Genomic DNA, 17,932 nt, shown 5'->3' with positions numbered 1-17,932 from the left:
CCCGGCCCCTTCAGGACCTTCCCCGGCCACCCCCGGCGAGGTGGGGCTCAGAGGCCCCGCTGCATCAGCTGACCCATCAGGTCGGAGCTGCGCTGCTGGAAGCCGGCCAGCTGGTTGGGCTCCAGGCCCCCCACGGCCAGGCGGGCCACCTCATAGATGTGGCGGCTGAGATCCTCCGCCAGCTGGCGGCTGGGCGAGGTGCCGGTGGCCCCGGTGATCACGGCGCCGGAGGAGAGCTTCAGCAGACCTTCCACCAAGGGATGGCGGCGATTGACCAGCAGCACGTGGTGGTCGGGCAGGCCCGGCAAGCGCTGCTCCATCAGGGCTCCCATGTCATTGAGCCGGCGCATCTGCTCCGGCAGCAGGATCAGGGCGGCCGGTGAGCCGTCCCCCTTCAGCGACTGCACCTGGATGGTGATCTTGTTGTTGTCGAGGGCGGCCCTGAACAGGTCGCGCAGCTTCTCACCGCTGTCCTTGCCTTCGGCATCGGCCAGCTCGCTCTCGGGCTCATGCAGGCTGGCGTCGAGCTCGGCGTCGACCCGCTGGAAGCGCAGGTCGCCATGGCGGGCTTCGAGCCAGGGGATGAACTGGGAATCGATCAGGGTGTCGGCCAGCAACACCTCCGCCCCCTGCCCTTTCCACAGGGCCAGGGCGCCGGCCTGCCCGGCCTCATCGGTGCAGTAGAGGATCCGATCGGCGTTGTCGCCGGCCAGGCGGCCCCGGTAGCCGGCCAGGGTGGTGTAGGTGCGGCCATCGGTGGCGACCGGATCCAGCTCAGCGGCCTCCTCGCCGTCCTCGGCAGGCTGGGCGGCCGCCGCGGTGGTGCCGTAGAGGATCAGATCCGCCACCTGCTCGGCGAACTTCTCGTCCTCCATGGCGCCGATCTTGATGAAGGGGGCCAGGGAATCCCAGATCTCGGCGTAGCGGGCCGGTTCGTCGCGGTGCAGCGCCTTGAGCCGATCGCCCACCTTCTTGGCCACGAAGCCGCCGATCGAGCGCACCCGGCGGTCGGTCTGCAGGGCACTGCGGCTGACGTTCAGCGGGATGTCGGGCGAATCGATCACGCCCCGCAGGGGCAGCAGGTAGCGGGGCACCACCTCCTTGATCGAATCGCTGACGAACACCTGGTTGCAGTACAGACGGATCTCCCCTTTCTCCCAGTCGGCGCGGCCGGTGATCCTCGGGAAATAGAGAATCCCCTGCAGGTTGTAGGGGTAGTCGGTGTTGAGGTGCACCCAGAGCAGGGGATCGCCCTGGAACGGGTAGAGATAGCGGTAGAGGGCGATGTAATCGTCGTCGCTCAGATCGCGGGGGCTTTGGCGCCAGGGCGCCTCGCGCTTGTTCACCGTTTCGCCATCCAGCTGCACCGGCACCGGCAGGAAGTCGCAGTAGGTGGTGATCAGGGTGCGGATCCTGGAGGGCTCGATGTACTCCAGCTCCTCCTCCATCAGGTGCAGGATCACGTCGGTGCCGGGCTCGGAGCGCTCGGCCCCCTCAAGGCTGAAGTTGGGGGAGCCGTCGCAGCTCCAGCGCACCGCCTCGGCGTCGGTCGTGGCACTCAGGCTGACCAGCTCCACCCGGGAGGCCACCATGAAACTGGAGTAGAAGCCCAGGCCGAAGTGGCCGATGATGGCGTCGCTCTCGCTCTTGTACTTCTCAAGGAAGTCCTCGGCGCTGGAGAAGGCCACCTGGTTGATGTAGCGCTTCACCTCATCGGCGGTCATGCCGATGCCGTTGTCACTGATGGTGAGGGTTTTGGCCTCCCGGTCGATGCGGATGGAGATCAGCCCTTCGCTGCCCTCGCTGCAGTCGCCGGCCATGGCGGCCATGCGGCGCTTGCTGATCGCATCCACCCCGTTGCTGACCAGTTCCCGCAGGAACACCTCATGGCCGGAATAGACGGCCTTCTTGATGATCGGGAAGATGTTCTCGGTGTGGATCTGAATCCGGCCCTGTTCCAGCACCGTCATGGCGAATGAGAAGAAGCGCCCTGAACCTAGGTGGGGGTGCGCGGCGGCTCAAGGCCAGCGAGGGTGGGGTCCCCGAACCAGCGGACCTCAGCCGCCGGGCTGCTGCAGGTCGGGGCGCTCCTCCGGCAGGATCGCCCCCTCCACCGGACACACCTGCAGGCAGATGCCGCAGTCGATGCAGGTGTCGAAATCAATCCAGAAGAACACGGTTCCCTTGCTGTTGGCGCCCGCTCCGGGGTGGATGCAGGCCACCGGACAGGCGTCGACACAGTCGGCCACGCCCTCGCAGACGTTGGTGACGATCGAGTGGGCCATCGATAGGGAGAAGCAGCGGGCTGATCCTAGGCAGCCAGCCAGACCGCACCACGGCAGCCCCGCTCCGCCGCCAGCCGCTCCGCTTGCAAGCGGTCGGCGCAGGGCCGGGTGCAGAGCTCGGCGGCGTCCCCGGCTCGGTGCAGCTCAGCCATGCGGCTGAGGGCCTGCCCGAGGCCGGCGGCGCTGGCGCTGGCCACGAGCCAGGGACCCGGGGTCTGCGCCGCCCCCGCCGCCAGGGAACCATCCGCTTCCAGCAGGTCGCGGATGGCCTCCACGTCGAAACCGAAGCCGGTGCCGGCGGCCTGGTTGCTGCCGGTGCAGAAGCGTCCCACCAGGGCGTCGTAGCGACCGCCGCTGGCGATGGCCACCGGCGCATCGGCCCCCTGGCAGACGAGCTTGAAGACCAGGCCGTCGTACAGATCGAAGTGGGGCTGGAAGGTGGGATCCAGCTGCACCCGCACGCCAAGACCGGCGGCGGGCTGCCTCACGCTGGCCAGGGTGGCGGCGAGGGACTCCAGCAGCGGCACCGGTCCGAGCCATTGCTCCAGCTGGTAGAGCACCCGCACCGGCTCCCCCCGCAGCCCGATCAGGGCCATCAGCCGCTGCCGCTGGCTGTCGGGCAGGGCCAGGGCCCCGAGGGCCAGGGGGTCGAAGTCGGTGAGGGCGTGGCGCGCCGCTGAGCGCTGCTCCTGGGGCACCTGGCTGAGCAGGGCGCTGAGCAGGCCGTGGTGTCCCACCAGCAGGGTGGGCTGGTGCTGGGGCGGCAGAGCCAGGCTGGCCAGGGCCGCCAGCAGCAGGTGCAGCAGCTCGGTGTCCGCGGCGGCGGAGGGCTCCCCCAGCAGCTCCACGCCGCTCTGCAGCTGTTCGCTGATGCGCTGGCCGCCCCCATCGCCGCTGAAGCTGCGGAAGGTGGTGCCACTGGCCCAGAGCCGCAGGGGCCGGGGACGGCCCAGCATCCGGGTGCTGGCGGCCCGGGCGATCGGAGCGGTGAGTTCCGGCCGCAGCCCGAGGGGCTCATCGGCCACCAGCCGCACCAGCTCCCGTTCGGCGATGGCACCGCCGGCCTCCAGGGTGTCGAGCCGCTCGATGGTGGGGGGCGCCACCTCCTGGTAGCCCCAGAGGCGGTAGACGTTGGCCAGCAGGTCGCACAGGCGCCGGTTGCTGTCCACCTGACCCGGGTTCAGGTCCCGCGCACCGGCGGCAGGTTGGAGGGCCATGAAGAAGCTGGGGGCAGGCGGGGGGTGGGGGACGGATCCTATGGAGCGGTGGCATCCAGTTCGGGGGCCCCGAAGCTGGCACCGCTGAGCGGCCGGCAGAGGGCCAGCCCGTCGATCAGGGGTTGGCGCAGGGCGGGGGTGCAGGCGATCACCCGGCCGTCGGTGAGGTCGAGGCGGCCACCGTCGTAGGCGCAGACCTGCCCGCCGGCCTCTTCCACCAGCACCACGCCGGCCACCAGGTCCCAGGGGGACAACCCCCGCTCCCAGTAGCCGTCGACCCGGCCGGCGGCGACGAAGGCCAGATCCACGGCGGCGGCCCCCGCCCGGCGCACGCCGTGGCTGCGGTGGGTGAACCAGGCGAACTCGGCGTAGTTGTTGTCGAGGCGCTGGACCCGGTCGTAGGAGAAACCCGTGACCAGCAGGGAATCCGCCAGGGCGGCGCAGTCGCTCACCTGCAGCCGGCGTCCGTTGCACCAGGCGCCGTGGCCAGGGGCGGCCCAGTACTGCTCCTCGAGGGCCGGCACCTCCAGGGCACCGAGCAGGGGCAGCCCCTGCCAGCTGAGCCCCACGGAGGTGCCGAAGAACGGATAGCCATGGGCGTAGTTGGTGGTGCCATCGAGGGGGTCGACGCACCAGAGCAGGTCGCCCTGGCCGGCCAGTTGGCCGCTTTCCTCGGCCAGCACGGCCACCCCAGGGCTGGCCTCCGCCAGGACCGCCAGCACGGCGGCTTCGGCCGCCAGGTCGGCTTCGGTGACCAGGTTGCCCGCCAGGCCCTTCTCTTTCACCTGCTCCAGGCGGCCGAAGTGGCGCCGCAGCTCACGGCCGCCGGCCTCAGCGGCATCGCGGGCCACCTGCAGCAAGCGTTCCAGTTCGGTGGCATCAAGGCCGGAGCCCGCCAGGGCCCGTTGACAGAGGGAGGTCATTCGTCGTCCAGGGGCAGGCCGGGACGCACCAGACCGCGGCCGAAGAAGCGGCCGAACTGGCGGTCGTAGACCTCGTCCTCGTCCTGGGTCTCCACCTCCAGCGGGCCGGTGGCCCGGGCGACGCAGAGCAGGCCGTAGCCCTGCTGGCGCAAGTCTTTCGAGAGGCCGAGGGCCTCCCGCTGATCGATGCTTCCAGCCAGCACCCGCACGGCGCAGGCGGTGCAGCAGCCGTTACGGCAGCTGAAGGGCAGGGGTTCGCCCTGGGCTTCGAAGCTGCGCAGGATGTACTCCCCCTCCGGCACGTCGAGGCGGATGACGCGGTTGGTCTGTCGCCAGTGGACCGTGATCGGGTAGGTGCTGCTCATGGGGGCGCTGGGCAAGTAGGGGTGCAGGCGGGGCGAGGGGGCCAGGTGCAGCCCCTGCTAGATTGCCACCTGCCCCATTTCGCCGCTGGAGAGGTGGCCGAGTGGTCGAAGGCGCAGCACTGGAAATGCTGTATAGGGGCAACTCTATCGAGGGTTCGAATCCCTCCCTCTCCGCTTTTGAAGTCGGTCCTCCGGGCCGGCTTTTTTTTCGTCTGCAGGAGCCAGAAAACCCTCCCAGCGCACGCACTGAAAGGGTTCTTGTAGCCGCTTTTTGTTTGACGACCCCCAAGGCTAGGAATCAGCCGAAGCGTCCGCTGACGTAGTCGAGCGTCGACTGCTGGTTGGGGGAGTTGAAGATGTTTTCGGTTTCGTTGAATTCCACCAGATAGCCCACTTTCCCCGTGCCCCCTTCGACGGCCTCGGCATTGAAGAAGGCCGTCATGTCGGCGACGCGCACGGCCTGCTGCATGTTGTGGGTCACGATCATGATCGTGTAGCTGCGCTTGAGCTCGTGCATGGTCTCCTCGATCTTGAGGGTCGAGATCGGATCCAGCGCCGAGCAGGGTTCGTCCATCAGGATCACCTCGGGTTCGGTGGCGATGGCGCGGGCAATGCAGAGCCGTTGCTGCTGGCCGCCGGAGAGGGAGAAGCCGCTCTCCTTGAGCTTGTCCTTGCACTCATCCCAGACGGCCGCCTTGCGCAGGGAGCGCTCCACCAGCTCGTCCATGTCCCCTTTGTAGCCGTTGATCCGGGCCCCGAAGGCGATGTTTTCGTAGATCGATTTCGGGAAGGGGTTGGGCTTCTGGAACACCATGCCGATGCGGCGCCGCACCTCCACCGGATCGACCCGTTTGTCGTAGAGATCGTGCTGATCGAAGATCACCCGGCCCTTGAGGCTGCAGCCGGGGATGAGGTCGTTCATGCGGTTGAGGGCCCGCAGCACGGTGCTCTTGCCGCAGCCCGAGGGGCCGATGAAGGCGGTGACCTTGCCCTTGGGCAGATCCATGTAGACGTTCTTGACCGCTTCGAAGCTGCCGTAGGAGATCGTCACGTCCTGCAGGGACATGCAGACGTCGCTGGCCACGGTGGAGGGAGAAGATGCCGTCATGTCAGGGAAGGGGTGAATCGAAGCCGGAGGGAAGGGAGGCGGAAAAGGAGGCGGAACAGGGATCAGGACCGGGAGGCGTGGCTGATCCAGCGGGCCAGCAGGTTGGCTCCGAGAATCATGATCACGAGCACGAAGGAGGCGGCCCAGGCCAGCTCGTTCTGGGCTTCGTAGGGCATGATCGCGAAGTTGAAGATCAGCACCGACATGGTGGCGATCGGATGGAACAGTCCTTCTGGCCAGAAGGGGGAGAACAGGGCCGTGAAGATCAGGGGGGCGGTTTCCCCCGCCGCCCTGGCAATCCCCAGCACCACGCCGGTGGCGATGGGGGTGAAGGCGGCGGGCAGGGTGATCTGGGTGATGGTGACGAACCGGGAGGCACCGACGCCGTAGGCCCCCATGCGCATCTCCTGGGGCACCAGCAGCAGGCCTTCGTAGGTGGTCTTGATCACGGTGGGCAGCATCAGCACCGAGAGGGCGATACCGCCCGCCATGGCGCTGAAGCTCTGGTCGAAGAACACCCTGGTGGCGACGATCAGGGAGTAGACGAAAACCCCAGAGATGATCGAGGGCACCCCGGCGAGCACGTCGTTGCCGAAACGGACGAACTTGGAAAACCAGCCGTTCTGGGCGTATTCCGAGAGATAGACACCGCCGCCAACCCCCACGGGAATCGCGATCAGGGAGGCGATCAGGGTCACCACGATGGTGCCGATGATCGCGTTGCCGATGCCGCCACCCTCAAGGCCGGGGGCCGGGGGCAGGTCGGTCAGCAGCTGCAGGCTGATCAGACGCCCTCCCTGGATCAGGACGTAGATCAGCACCAGGAACAGCGGAACCACCGCGAGGGCCGCGAAAAAGGCGGCGATGGCGTTGGCGACCTGGTTGAAGCGATTGCGCTTCAGGCCCGGGTCGTAATGCAGGGTGAGCCGCTCCGTGAAGTGATTGATCGGTGGGGGTGTCGAGAGAGACATGGCCAGGGAACGGCGTGGACGGGGGGATGAAGTGGGTGCAGGGGAGCGGAAGTCAGTAGCGCAGGCTGAGACGCCGCACGATCCACTGGGCCAGCACGTTGACGACGAAGGTGAGGACCATCAGCACGACGGCCGCGTACATCAGCGCCGACACCTGGATGCCATCGGCCTCACCGAACTGGTTGGCGAGCATCGAGGCGATGGTGTTGCCCGGTGCCAAAAGGGAGACGCTGAAGTTGAGCGAGTTGCCGATGATCATCGTGACGGCCATGGTTTCGCCCATGGCCCGGCCCAGGGAGAGCATCACGCCGCCCATGATCGAGGAGACCGCCGCCGGCAGGATCACGTTGAAGATGGCTCCCCAGCGGGTGGTGCCCACCCCGTAGGCGCCCTGGCGCAATTCGATCGGCACCTGATTGAGAGCATCCCGTGAAATGGCGGTGATGATCGGCAGCACCATCACCACCAGAATCAGAATCGCGGGGGCCGTGCCGGATCCCTGGGGTGCCGTGGAGAAGAAGGGCGTCCAGCCGAGTGTGGTGTGCAGCAAGTTCAGGAAGGGGCGGATGGCCGGTTCCATCACGAAGATCGCCCACAGGCCCAGCACCACCGAAGGAATCGCCGCCAGGAGCTCCACCATCAGCCCGATCGCCTCCCTGAGCTTTGAAGGCAGCAGATCCTCGGTGATGAAGATCGCCGTGCCCAGGCCGATGGGAATCGCGATCAGCAGCGACAGGATGGCGGTGACGAGGGTGCCGTAAATGGCGATCAGGGCCCCGTACTGCTCGTTGACGGGGTCCCAGGCCGAGGTGGTCAGGAACTTGAAGCCAAAGGTGGCCATGGCCTCCCTGGCGCCACTGAACACCGTCAGGAAGATGGCGAGCAGGATGATGCCCACCGAAGCAGCCAGCACCAGGGTGAGCTGGCGGAAGCCGATGTCGATCAGCTTTTCCTGGGGGGGCCGGCGCCTCAGGGTGAACGCGTCGATGGGTGGGGCGCTCCTCATGCAGGGATGGTGCCGGTCGGCATGGACGTTCCTCCTGATCTGAGCACGAGTTTCCGCCGCTGCGTTTAAGCTCGGTTTAACGGCCCTCAGGCTCCGGTAGCGTTGGGCCGCCATCAAGACTTCCATGGGGCGCATCGTCGGTATCGATCTGGGCACCACCAATTCGGTGGTGGCCGTGCTCGAAGGCGGCAGACCCCAGGTCATCGCCAATGCCGAGGGGGGCCGCACCACCCCCTCGGTGGTCGGGTTCAGCCGTGACCAGGAGCTGCTGGTGGGCCAGCTGGCGCGGCGCCAGCTCGTGCTCAACCCCCGCAACACGTTTGCCAACCTGAAGCGCTTCGTCGGCCGCAGCTGGGACGAACTGGATGAGGGCAGCCTGGGCGTGCCCTACAGCGTGCGCGCCAACGACCAGGGCAACGTGCGTGTGATCTGCCCGGCCACCGAGCGGGAGTACGCCCCCGAAGAACTGGTGGCCTCGATCCTGCGCAAGCTCGTGGACGACGCCACCACCTACCTCGGCGAGGCGGTGGAGGCGGCCGTGATCACGGTGCCGGCCTATTTCAACGACGCCCAGCGCCAGGCCACCCGCGATGCCGGCCGGCTGGCGGGGATCGCCGTGGAGCGGATCCTCAACGAGCCCACCGCGGCGGCGCTGGCCTACGGCTTCGACCGCAGCACCGTCAAGCGGGTGCTGGTGTTCGACCTCGGTGGCGGCACCTTCGACGTGTCGGTGCTGCGCATCGCCAACGGTGTTTTCGATGTGATGGCCACCAGCGGCGACACCCAGCTGGGGGGCAACGACTGGGACCGCCGCATCGTCGACTGGGTGGCCGAAGCCTTCCTGCAGCAGAACGGCCTCGACCTGCGCCGTGACCGCCAGGCCCTGCAGCGGCTCACCGAGGCCGCCGAGAAGGCCAAGGAGGAGCTCTCCGGGGTGCAGAGCACCCCCCTGTCGCTGCCGTTCATCGCCACGGGGCCCGATGGTCCGCTGCACATCGAAACCACCCTGGAGCGGGGCGTCTTTGAGGGTCTCTGCCCGGACCTGCTCGACCGGCTGCTGCGCCCCGTCCAGCGCGCCCTGCGGGATTCGGGCCTCACGGCCGACGCGATTGATGACCTGGTGCTGGTGGGGGGCTCCACCCGCATGCCGATGGTGCAGGAGCTGGTGCGCACCCTGATTCCCCGCGAGCCCTGCCAGTCGGTCAATCCCGACGAGGTGGTGGCGATCGGGGCGGCCGTGCAGGCCGGCATCCTCACCGGTGAGCTGCGCGACCTGATGCTCAACGACGTCACGCCTTTGTCCCTGGGGCTGGAGACGATCGGTGGGGTGATGAAGGTGCTGATCCCGCGCAACACCGCGATTCCCGTGCGCAAGTCGGATCTGTTCAGCACCTCGGAGGCGAACCAGTCGTCGGTGGAGATCCACGTGCTGCAGGGCGAACGCCAGATGGCCGCCGACAACAAATCGCTTGGCCGCTTCCGGCTCTCCGGCATTCCCCCGGCGCCGCGCGGGGTGCCCCAGGTGCAGGTCTCCTTCGACATCGATGCCAACGGCCTGCTGCAGGTGTCCGCGACCGACCGCACCACCGGACGCCAGCAGAGCGTCTCGATCCAGGGGGGATCGAACCTCAGCGAGGAGGAGATCAACCGGTTGCTGGAGGAGGCGGAGCGCAAGTCGGTGGAGGATCGCCGCAAGCGGGCCGTGATCGACCGCCGCAACCGCGCCCAGACCCTGGTGGCCCAGGCCGAACGGCGTCTGCGGGATGCCGCCCTGGAGCTGGGGCCCGCCGGGGCGGATCGCCAGCAGCGTGCCGTGGAGCTGGCCCTGCGGGATGTGCAGGACGTGCTTTCCCAGGACGACCCTGCCGACCTCGACCTGACCGTGAGCCAGCTGCAGGAGGCCCTGTTCGGTCTCAATCGGCGCCTGCTGGGGGAACGGCGCGCCGAGAGCGGCCCCCTCAAGGGACTCAAGAACACCCTGGGATCGCTCAAGGACGAACTCTTCTCCGACGACGACTGGGACGACTGGGGCGGATCGGGCCGCTCCGATCCCTGGTCGAGTCCGCCGCGACTGCCCCAGCGGGATCCCTACCCCCTCGGCCGCTTCGCCGAGCGGGAGGCTGGCTACGACGACGACCTGCCTTCGCGCCGTTGGGAGAGCGGCCGTTCCTGGGAGCGGCAGGAGTCCTCCGAGCGGGATCCGGCCGCCGATCGTCACCGGCCGCGTCGCCCCGGCCGGGGCGATCAGGATGATCCCTGGGCCGACGGCTGAGGGTCGTGAGCCAATTCCCCAACTCGGATTCGGTGGCGACCGCCGCCCGTGACCACTGGGAGGTGCTCGGTCTGGCGGCGGGCGCCGATGCGGTCAGCATCAAACGGGCCTTCCGCCAGCAGGCCCGCCTCTGGCACCCCGACCTCAACGGCAATGATCCGGTGGCCGAAGCCCGCTTCAAGCGGGTCAACGAGGCCTATGCGGTGCTTTCCGATCCGATCCGGCGCCGCGCCTGGGAGGCCGGCGAGGGGCAGGACAGTGCCGGCTTCGAAGGCGATCCCTTTGCCAGCGGCTTCCCCCGTTTCGAGGACTACCTGGCCCAGCTCTTCGGCCAGGAGCGCCGCAGCGGCCGGAGCTGGGACGAGGAACCCGAGCCGGAGGAGCCGCCTGAGGCCGGCCGCGTCACCGCCGCAGCGGCCGCATCGCCCCCGGTGATGGCCGCCACCGATGAGGAAACCCTGGTGAGCCTCACACCGGAGCAGGCGCTCGCCGGCCAACGACTGGAGCTGGAGCTGCGCGACGGCACCGTGGTGGAGGTCTGGTCGCCGCCGCTGGCGGGGGATGGCTGGCGGCTGCGGCTGGCCGGGGTGGCGGCCGGCGGCGCCGATCACTTCCTGCAGCTGCGGGTACGCACCGAAGAGGGCTTGCGCATCGATGGCCTGCGGGTGCTCTACCAACTCGAGCTGCACCCCGCCGAGGCCGCCCTCGGCTGCCAGGCGGTGGTGCCCACCCTGGAGGGTCCCGTGCGGCTGCGGGTGCCCCCCGGTTCCTCCAGCGGCCGGTTGCTGCGCCTGCGGCACCGGGGCCAGAGCCAGGGGGAGCAGCGGGGTGACCAGCTGGTGGAGGTGCGGATTGTTGTGCCGGCCACGCCGACAGAGGCGGAGCAGGCCCTGTTCCGGCGCCTGCAGGAGCTGCACCGGGAGCAGGGCAGCGTCCCCATCAGCGGCTGACCGTCCCAGCGGCCGCCAACGGATGAGACACTGGCCAACGCCCCATCCCTAACGCTGTGACTGCCAGCAGTCCCCCACCCAAGCCGGTGCATGTCCTGTTGTTCGATCCGGGCAGCGACCAGGAGGGCATCCATTCGCTCGAGCTCGGGGGGCGCACGGTGGTGCTGTTGTTTGAGGACCCGGACGACGCCGAGCGCTATGCCGGCCTGCTCGAGGCCCAGGATTTTCCGGTGCCCTGCGTCGAGGCCCTGGATCGGGAGGAGCTGGAGATGTTCTGTGCTGAGGCTGGCTACGAAGCCCGCTTCGTTCCGGCCGGCTTTCTGCCCAACAGCGAGGAGGAGCGGCTGCTGATCGCGCCGCCCGAACGCAACATGGACGTGACCACCTGGAAGGAGGAGCAGGCGGCGGCGGCGCAGGCTGACGCCGGGGCACCCGAGGGCTCCGGCAGCGATCCGGAGCTGGAGGCCTTCCGGCGCCGCCTGGAAGGGCTGCTGTGAGTGAGGCCAGCGGCGACAGGGGCCACCTGCTCACCGAGCGGCCCAACCCGGCCAGCGAAGACCTCGACCGGCTGCCGACGGCGAGCCTGGTGGAACTGTTCTGCGCCAACGACCTGCTGCCCCAGCAGGCGGTGGCCGCTGCGGCACCGGCCCTGGCGGCCGCCATCGATGCCATCGCGGCTCGCCTCTCGGCCGGCGGGCGCCTGTTTTACCTGGGGGCCGGTACGTCCGGCCGGCTGGGGGTGCTGGATGCGGCGGAGTGTCCGCCGACGTTCTGCAGCCCCCCGGAGCTGGTGCAGGGGGTGCTGGCGGGCGGGGCGGCGGCCCTGCTGCGCAGCTCCGAGGGCCTGGAAGATCTCCGGGAGGCGGGTCGGGACGACCTCATCGAGCGGGGTTTCGGCCCGGCCGATGCCCTGGTGGGCATCGCCGCCGGCGGCACCACCCCCTATGTGCTCGGTGGGCTCAGCCATGCCGTCGCCATCGGAGCCCTGGCGATCGCCATGGCCTGTGTGCCCACCGAGCAGGTGCCGATGCCCTGCGACATCGACATCCGCCTGCTGACCGGCCCCGAGCTGCTGACCGGCTCCACCCGGCTCAAGGCGGGCACGGCCACCAAGATGGCCCTCAATATCCTGTCCACCGGCGTGATGGTGCGGCTGGGGAAGGTCTATGGCAACCGCATGGTGGATGTGGCCGTGACCAACAGCAAGCTGGAGGACCGGGCGCTGCGCATCCTGCGGGACCTGGCTGGCGTCGATCGCCCCCGGGCCGCCGCGTTGCTGGGCGCCGCCGATGGCTCGGTGAAACTGGCCCTGCTGATGGCGTTGACGGGCCAGGATGCGGCCACCGCCGCCCAGCAACTGGCCTGCAGTGGGGGCAGCCTGCGTTCGGCCCAGGCCGCGATGGCCGCCGGTTGAGCGGTGGGCTCCCGGCTGGATCAGCTGGCGCTGGATCCGTTCGCCAGGCGTTCGGCGGGCACCACGATCCAGAGGCGTTGAGCCTTGCCGCCGCCTGGGGCTGAGCCCGTACCGGTGTAAATGGCCACCAGGCCATTGGGCCCGGTTTTACAGAGACCGGGTGGATAGCCGTAACGGGCGCCGTGGTTGGCCAGGCTGGAGGCGGAGCGCAGGCCGATGGCCTGGGCGGCCCTGCTGCTGGGCAAGGCCGCTTCGTTGGCCAGGCTGGCCAGCTGGGCCGGGCTCAGCGGCTCAGTCTCGCTGCTGCTTTGGGCGCTGGTTGGCCGGAGCGCCGTTGCGGGTGCGGGCGGCAGTCTGCGCTCCAGGGCTTCGAGGCGGCTGTCCAGGGCCTCCAGGGACACCTTGGCCTGGGGCTCCACCGGCTTGGGGCGGCGGAAGATCAGCATGGAGAGCACCCCCACCGGAAACACCCCGATCAGCTCCCAGCCCTGGCTGCCCTGGCCGTTGAGGAAGCCTTGCAGTTGCTGGGCCGGATGCTGCGGCGGTGGGTCCACGCCCCCCTCGCCGGCACCCGCTTGGTAGAGGTGGGGGAACTCCTGTTTCAGAAACGACTCGGAAAAGACCCGGGCGCTGCCCCCCTCCCGGCTGCCGGGCGCCTCGGCAGCAGGTGAATCCGCTGGGGCTGCCTGGGCCGCAGGTTTGGGCGGCTCCACATTGATGTGGATCACCAGGTACTCCCAGCTATCCATGGCCTGTTCTGTGGGGAGGGATTCCAGGATCTCAGCCGGTGTAGGGGCCCCAGTAGGGGGCGGTGAACAGCTCGGTGCGGCGGCGGGTGGCCGGCGGCACCTGGGCGGCCGGGGTCAGCAGCGCATCCCGCAGCGCCTGGTGGGCCGAGCTGGGGGGGCGCAGGGCCTGGATCCGCTCGGCGGCCAGGCGCACGATCTGCTGGGCCAGGACCGCATTGGTGCGCAGGTTGTCGATCACCAGCTCAATCGTCACCGCGTCGTGCATGGTGTGCCAGCAGTCGTAGTCGGTGACCATCGCCAGGGTGGCGTAGGCCATCTCCGCCTCCCGGGCCAGGCGGGCTTCGGTGTGGTTGGTCATGCCGATCACCGTGCAACCCCAGGAGCGGTAGAGCTCGGATTCGGCCCGGGTGGAGAAGGCCGGCCCCTCCATGCAGAGGTAGGTGCCCCCGCGGTGCAGCTGGCGACCCTCCGGCATCAGGCTGTCGCCCACGTCGCCGAGCACCCGGGAGAGCACGGCGCAGAAGGGATCGGCGTTGCCCACGTGGGCCACCAGCCCCTCACCGAAGAAGGTGAGCGGCCGCTGCATGGTGCGATCGATGAACTGATCGGGCACCAGCATGTCGAGGGGGCGCACGCTCTCCTGCAGCGAGCCGACGGCCGACACCGACAGGATCCAGCGCACGCCGAGGGAGCGCAGGGCCCAGAGGTTGGCCCGGTAGGGCACCTCACTGGGGGTGAAGCTGTGGTGGCGGCCGTGCCGGGCCAGGAACACCACCTCGAGAGCGCCGATGCGCCCGATCCGCAGGCTGTCGGACGGGGCCCCGTAGGGGGTTTCAACGGTCAGTTCCCGGACATCCTCCAGCCCCTCCATGGCGTAGAGGCCGCTGCCACCGAGCACCCCGAGGCGGGCACGGGCATGGTCGAGGCTGGCCGGACCGCCGGCCTGGGGGGAGGGGGAGCGGGGCTCAAGGGTGGCCATGGAAGCAGGTTGCCCTGGACGGATACAGTCGAAGTTTGCCTCCTCGACCGTGACCAAGGCCCTGATGGACACCGACGCCGGCCTGATCAGCATTGATCTGTTCGACAGCGAGGCCCCCGGCACCGTCGCGAATTTCGTCAAGCTCTCCAAGGACGGCTTCTACGACGGCCTCGCCTTTCACCGGGTGATCGAAGGCTTCATGGCCCAGGGGGGCTGCCCCAACAGCCGTGAAGGCGCCCGCGGCACGGCCGGCACCGGCGGCCCCGGCTACACGATCCCCTGCGAGATCAACGCCCAGAAGCACAAGGCCGGCAGCCTGTCGATGGCCCATGCGGGGCGCAACACCGGCGGCAGTCAGTTCTTTCTGTGCCATGGCCCCCAGCCGCACCTCGATGGCCAGCACACTGTGTTTGGCCACACCGACAACATCGATTTGGTGCTGGCGCTCAAGAACGGCAGCCGCATCAATAAGGTGACAATCGAGGAGTGACGCTCTGCCCCTCCCCCATCGGGGGGGGGGTTATGGGTGGTCGGCCGACCCGGAAGCGGCTTGTTTGTCCTGGTCTGGCTCCTGCTCGGCCGATTCGAGATAATCCAGTAGCAGTGAGATGATCAGATCGGTCAGCGTCTGATCATTCAGCACGGCCTGACGCTTGGCCCGCAGGTGCAGTGTGGCGGGTAACAACACCGAGAGCTTCTTGATGGATTTCCCGGTTACCGTCATGGAGTCGGATTGCTGCTGATCGGGCCGGGTCGCGGTGTGCGCACTCGTCGTCATCAAGAGAGGCCTGCTGAGCTTGGTGCATTCTGCAGCAGGATTACTGCGAACCTTTGGGCTGATCCCCCATCCCCCCCCCGCTTGGGGGGGATGGGGGATCAGCTTGCCGCCGCCAGGACCAGGCCGCCGCCGCCAGTCGGTTGTTGCTGCCCAGCTTGCGCCGTACGGCCTTCACGTAGCTGCGAGCCGTTTCATAGCTGAGCCCAAGGCTGCTGGCGATCTGGCGATCGCTCAGGCCCTGGCCGATCAGCTCCAGCACCTCCTGCTCCCGTGGCGTCAGCTTGGGCTCCCTGGAGCGCTGCTCGGGGGCTGGAGGGCCTGTCACCCCGTGTTGTGGCTGCCGCAACGATGGGCTGCGGTAGCGGCCAGCGCGCAGGAGCGCCATGAAGGCCTTCACGACCGGATACTCCTCGTGGCCGATATCGAGGGGGTGCAGCACCGCATCCACCAGTGCATCGATCTCCTGGACGGCTGATCCGCTGTCCTGTGGGTCCAGGAACAGGAGGATCCTCAGCTTGGGTTGTTGTTGCCGGGCCCTGCGGCAGAGGCTGATCGCGTCGCCCTCTTCCAGGGGAGAGACCACGATCAGCAGTCCGGGCTGAAGCGTCGTCAGGGCGTCCACGGCTTCCGCCTCGGTGGTGATGGCGGCATAGGGACGACTGCGTCGCAGAATCAACTGGCCGAGCAGCAGCAGAGTCAGTCTGTTGCCGCTGGCCAGAACGACGCTCTGGGGCAGCAGCGAGGTTAAGAGCCAGCTCCGCAGATTGCGCTGACGGCTAGCAAAGTCCTTGATTCTGCTTGTGAGATCCATCGCGATGTATCGATGCTGACATTATTCCAACTCACTCATCTTTAAGCGTGTTTCAGCTTGGGTTTAGGATGGATTGCGACATGAGCTGATGGTCTGCGAACAGTTCGCTCGACAGGTGGGCGGGACGGACAGCAGGACCATTAGGGTGCTTAAGACATATTATTCCGTTTCCGTATGACCCAGGCTCCTGCCAAGAGTAGGCTGCAGGTTATGGATGTGCAGTGTCCGGATGGCGGGATCTCCTCTGAGCCCACCGGCTCCGAGTCGATGGCTCGCCTCAGCGTCAGCCTGCCCCGCAGCCTCTACCGCCAGTTTCGCTTGCATGCGATGGATCAAGATACCACGCTCTCGGCCTTGATGGCCCGCCTGATCCGGAAGGAGTTGGAAGCCAGGCCTTAATTCTTCAACTCGGTGTCATTCTGCTGAGCCTGATCAGGCGCTACTTGATCGATGACGTGATGGTGATGGTCAACTCGGTCCTGTTGTTATGGCTATCTACATCGTCCAGGGTTTCTAAATAGTGGATCGCCGCTGCTGTGTTGTTGAACTGGTGATGGACCGTTTCCTGGCTCACAGAGGCAGATTGCCTCTGGGCCGCCTGGGCGTGGCGTCGCTCTGTGCTGAAGCTGGCCCCGTACACATCCTTGTAATCCAGGCGGCTGAGACTGGTGTCACCGAGGCCGCTGCGGCCCAGCAACTGCTGAATCGATTGATCCTGCAGATTCCTGTCCCAGAGCAGCTGCCGCAACGCACTGAGGCGGGCCAGCTTCAACCAGCGCATCGGTGAGAGGGCTAACTGGCTCTTGAAGCAGGCCTGCACACGGCGAGGGGTCAGGCCGACCTCCTGAGCCAGCTGGGGCAGGGTGGTCGGGGCGTTGAGCCGGGTCATCATCCATTCGATGGCCATGGAGGCGTGGCCTGCGGCGATGGCGTCGCTGGGTTTGGGCGGGCCGAGCAGGTGCCGGAGCTCCTGAGCGAGCCGGTTGTAGAAAGCCGCCGTGATCGGCCGGTGCTGCTGGATCTCCGCGCTGGCAAGCTGCTGGCCCAGGGATTCGATCCGTTGCACCAGGGTCGCTGGTGCCGCCACGCCCTGGAGGCAGGCGAGCTGGGACACCGGGATCGCCTGGGCGGAGAGCGCGCGCAGCAGGGCGGCGCTTTCCAGGCGCAGGTAGGTGACCTTCGAGTTGCGATGGTGGTTGGTGCAGCTGCCGTTGGCGAGGTGCCAGTGCAGGGTTGGGCCTGGGGGATGGGGGCCGGAGTCGCTGAGCGGGCCGGTGCTGCTGAAGCCACCGGGGTGGAAGCTGAGCATCAGCGCGAAGAAGGCGTCGGGCAGCTCGCCGTGGTTTGTGGCCTGCCCGAAGGTGCGGACGTGACGCACCAACAGCGTCGGGCTTTCGATGGTCTGGATGCGGAAGTGAAAGTCGTCAGAGACGTCGACGAGGTTGCTGTGGGCCGCGAAGGTCAGAAATTGTTGATACCGATCAGCTTTTCCCTCCAGCAGGAGATGCGGCATGGCAGCCTCTGACCAGTCGGTCATCGAAACTAAGGCTTCCCCGGGCGGCCTAGACGACGATCAGAACCAGCGCCAGGGGCGACGCAGGCGGCTCACGGCGGGCAGGGGCGGCGGCAGCGTCTGCACCAGGTGGCGGGCGCTGGCCTCACGGCCCAGCTGGCGCAGGGCCTCATAGGCGCGCAGGCGCCGCAACCAGGCCGCGTTGTCGCCGCCCTGATCCGGGTGCCAGCGCAGGCTGCTGCGGCGCCAGTGACGCCGCAGCTCGCTGACGCTGCAGGGGCCGCTGAGCCCGAGCTCTAGCCAGCAGCTGCGAGCAAAAAGCTCCAGCTGATCCCGTTCAAGCCACTGCTTGCGCCCGTCCAGATTGGTGAGGCACCAGCCCTGTCGCCTGCGGCGCAGAGTGTCGAGCCGGTGCTGGTGCTCGCGGGCCTGGCTGTGGATGCGCTCAACGGCCAGCCCATCGCGGCAATGCTGGGTGGCGCGATCCATCAACGCCAGGGTGAGCGAGATCGCGAGGCTGATGCCCCACCAGAGGGCCGCCAAGCCGACCACTGTGAAGAGAAGGGTGGAGACGGCCATACTGCCGAGCCC

The 17,932-nt window shown here is 68.0% G+C and carries 19 protein-coding genes and 1 tRNA gene; 6 read left to right on the top strand and 14 right to left on the bottom strand.

All coding sequences use genetic code 11. The features are described from left to right. Positions 1 to 47: 47 nt before the first annotated feature. The 5 genes from htpG to KBZ33_RS10265 all read right to left on the bottom strand — a co-directional run bounded on the left by htpG (position 48) and on the right by KBZ33_RS10265 (position 4,790). Positions 48 to 1,970 (bottom strand): molecular chaperone HtpG, encoded by a 1,923-nt coding sequence (gene htpG / locus KBZ33_RS10285; RefSeq protein WP_254952544.1) that lies wholly within the window; start codon positions 1,968 to 1,970, stop codon positions 48 to 50. Between the two features lie 87 nt (positions 1,971 to 2,057). Beyond that, positions 2,058 to 2,285 (bottom strand): ferredoxin family protein, encoded by a 228-nt coding sequence (locus tag KBZ33_RS10280; RefSeq protein ID WP_254952546.1) that lies wholly within the window; start codon positions 2,283 to 2,285, stop codon positions 2,058 to 2,060. 26 nt (positions 2,286 to 2,311) lie between these two features. After that, positions 2,312 to 3,502, bottom strand: coding sequence for an ATP phosphoribosyltransferase regulatory subunit (locus KBZ33_RS10275; protein WP_254952548.1), 1,191 nt, complete (start codon positions 3,500 to 3,502; stop codon positions 2,312 to 2,314). Between the two features lie 38 nt (positions 3,503 to 3,540). Continuing rightward, complete coding sequence (locus KBZ33_RS10270; protein ID WP_254952550.1) at positions 3,541 to 4,425, bottom strand: inositol monophosphatase family protein; 885 nt, start codon at positions 4,423 to 4,425, stop codon at positions 3,541 to 3,543. Next, positions 4,422 to 4,790 carry a 2Fe-2S iron-sulfur cluster-binding protein gene (locus KBZ33_RS10265; RefSeq protein ID WP_254952552.1) on the bottom strand — a complete coding sequence of 123 codons (369 nt, stop codon included), beginning with the start codon at positions 4,788 to 4,790 and terminating at the stop codon, positions 4,422 to 4,424. Before KBZ33_RS10265 ends, KBZ33_RS10270 begins: the two co-directional genes overlap by 4 nt. A gap of 87 nt (positions 4,791 to 4,877) precedes the next feature. On the opposite strand from KBZ33_RS10265, the gene KBZ33_RS10260 reads away from it, so the two are divergent. Beyond that, a tRNA-Ser gene (locus tag KBZ33_RS10260) sits at positions 4,878 to 4,964 on the top strand. A 124-nt stretch (positions 4,965 to 5,088) separates the two neighbouring features. Here KBZ33_RS10260 and pstB read toward each other — a convergent pair. The 3 genes from pstB to pstC all read right to left on the bottom strand — a co-directional run bounded on the left by pstB (position 5,089) and on the right by pstC (position 7,875). After that, complete coding sequence (pstB, locus tag KBZ33_RS10255) at positions 5,089 to 5,898, bottom strand: phosphate ABC transporter ATP-binding protein PstB (RefSeq protein ID WP_254952553.1); 810 nt, start codon at positions 5,896 to 5,898, stop codon at positions 5,089 to 5,091. Between the two features lie 62 nt (positions 5,899 to 5,960). Beyond that, complete coding sequence (gene pstA, locus KBZ33_RS10250; RefSeq protein WP_254952555.1) at positions 5,961 to 6,869, bottom strand: phosphate ABC transporter permease PstA; 909 nt, start codon at positions 6,867 to 6,869, stop codon at positions 5,961 to 5,963. 52 nt (positions 6,870 to 6,921) lie between these two features. Then, on the bottom strand, positions 6,922 to 7,875 hold the full coding sequence (gene pstC, locus KBZ33_RS10245) for a phosphate ABC transporter permease subunit PstC (RefSeq protein ID WP_254952556.1): 954 nt from the start codon (positions 7,873 to 7,875) through the stop codon (positions 6,922 to 6,924). 124 nt (positions 7,876 to 7,999) lie between these two features. Here pstC and dnaK point away from each other — a divergent pair, with 124 nt between their 5' ends. From dnaK to murQ, 4 genes are read left to right on the top strand one after another with little or no spacing between them, the layout of a single operon-like run. After that, positions 8,000 to 10,147, top strand: a complete 2,148-nt coding sequence (dnaK, locus tag KBZ33_RS10240; RefSeq protein ID WP_254952557.1) for a molecular chaperone DnaK — start codon at positions 8,000 to 8,002, stop codon at positions 10,145 to 10,147. 32 nt (positions 10,148 to 10,179) lie between these two features. Continuing rightward, positions 10,180 to 11,097, top strand: a complete 918-nt coding sequence (locus KBZ33_RS10235) for a DnaJ domain-containing protein (protein ID WP_255011718.1) — start codon at positions 10,180 to 10,182, stop codon at positions 11,095 to 11,097. A gap of 56 nt (positions 11,098 to 11,153) precedes the next feature. Continuing rightward, positions 11,154 to 11,594: a DUF3110 domain-containing protein gene (locus tag KBZ33_RS10230; RefSeq protein WP_254952560.1), complete on the top strand. Its 441-nt coding sequence runs from the start codon at positions 11,154 to 11,156 to the stop codon at positions 11,592 to 11,594. Further along, the gene (gene murQ / locus KBZ33_RS10225; RefSeq protein ID WP_254952562.1) at positions 11,591 to 12,511 is read left to right on the top strand and encodes an N-acetylmuramic acid 6-phosphate etherase; all 921 of its coding nucleotides are present in this window, start codon (positions 11,591 to 11,593) and stop codon (positions 12,509 to 12,511) included. The genes KBZ33_RS10230 and murQ overlap by 4 nt, the downstream gene beginning before the upstream one ends. A gap of 20 nt (positions 12,512 to 12,531) precedes the next feature. Here the strand turns inward: murQ and KBZ33_RS10220 are convergent, their stop codons facing one another. Both KBZ33_RS10220 and mtnP read right to left on the bottom strand, forming a co-directional pair. Further along, positions 12,532 to 13,260, bottom strand: coding sequence for a DUF4177 domain-containing protein (locus tag KBZ33_RS10220; RefSeq protein ID WP_254952563.1), 729 nt, complete (start codon positions 13,258 to 13,260; stop codon positions 12,532 to 12,534). Positions 13,261 to 13,291: 31 nt separating this feature from the next. After that, positions 13,292 to 14,239 carry an S-methyl-5'-thioadenosine phosphorylase gene (mtnP, locus tag KBZ33_RS10215; RefSeq protein ID WP_254952564.1) on the bottom strand — a complete coding sequence of 316 codons (948 nt, stop codon included), beginning with the start codon at positions 14,237 to 14,239 and terminating at the stop codon, positions 13,292 to 13,294. A gap of 49 nt (positions 14,240 to 14,288) precedes the next feature. On the opposite strand from mtnP, the gene KBZ33_RS10210 reads away from it, so the two are divergent. Beyond that, entirely contained in the window at positions 14,289 to 14,729 is a 441-nt protein-coding gene (locus tag KBZ33_RS10210; protein WP_254952566.1) for a peptidylprolyl isomerase, read from the top strand. A gap of 30 nt (positions 14,730 to 14,759) precedes the next feature. On the opposite strand, the gene KBZ33_RS10205 is transcribed toward KBZ33_RS10210, so the two are convergent. The 4 genes from KBZ33_RS10205 to KBZ33_RS10190 form a co-directional block, all read right to left on the bottom strand. Continuing rightward, complete coding sequence (locus KBZ33_RS10205) at positions 14,760 to 15,017, bottom strand: hypothetical protein (RefSeq protein ID WP_254952568.1); 258 nt, start codon at positions 15,015 to 15,017, stop codon at positions 14,760 to 14,762. Positions 15,018 to 15,057: 40 nt separating this feature from the next. Next, positions 15,058 to 15,828, bottom strand: a complete 771-nt coding sequence (locus KBZ33_RS10200; RefSeq protein ID WP_254952569.1) for a response regulator transcription factor — start codon at positions 15,826 to 15,828, stop codon at positions 15,058 to 15,060. Positions 15,829 to 16,267: 439 nt separating this feature from the next. Continuing rightward, positions 16,268 to 17,341 carry a helix-turn-helix domain-containing protein gene (locus tag KBZ33_RS10195; RefSeq protein ID WP_254952571.1) on the bottom strand — a complete coding sequence of 358 codons (1,074 nt, stop codon included), beginning with the start codon at positions 17,339 to 17,341 and terminating at the stop codon, positions 16,268 to 16,270. 60 nt (positions 17,342 to 17,401) lie between these two features. Then, positions 17,402 to 17,920, bottom strand: coding sequence for a hypothetical protein (locus KBZ33_RS10190; RefSeq protein WP_254952572.1), 519 nt, complete (start codon positions 17,918 to 17,920; stop codon positions 17,402 to 17,404). Positions 17,921 to 17,932 lie beyond the last annotated feature (12 nt).

The sequence above is a fragment of the Cyanobium sp. Cruz-8D1 genome (assembly GCF_024345975.1).
Taxonomy (GTDB): domain Bacteria; phylum Cyanobacteriota; class Cyanobacteriia; order PCC-6307; family Cyanobiaceae; genus Cyanobium.
The sequence above is the reverse complement of the archived record's forward strand: the minus strand, read 5'-3'. Positions and strand labels throughout refer to the sequence as shown.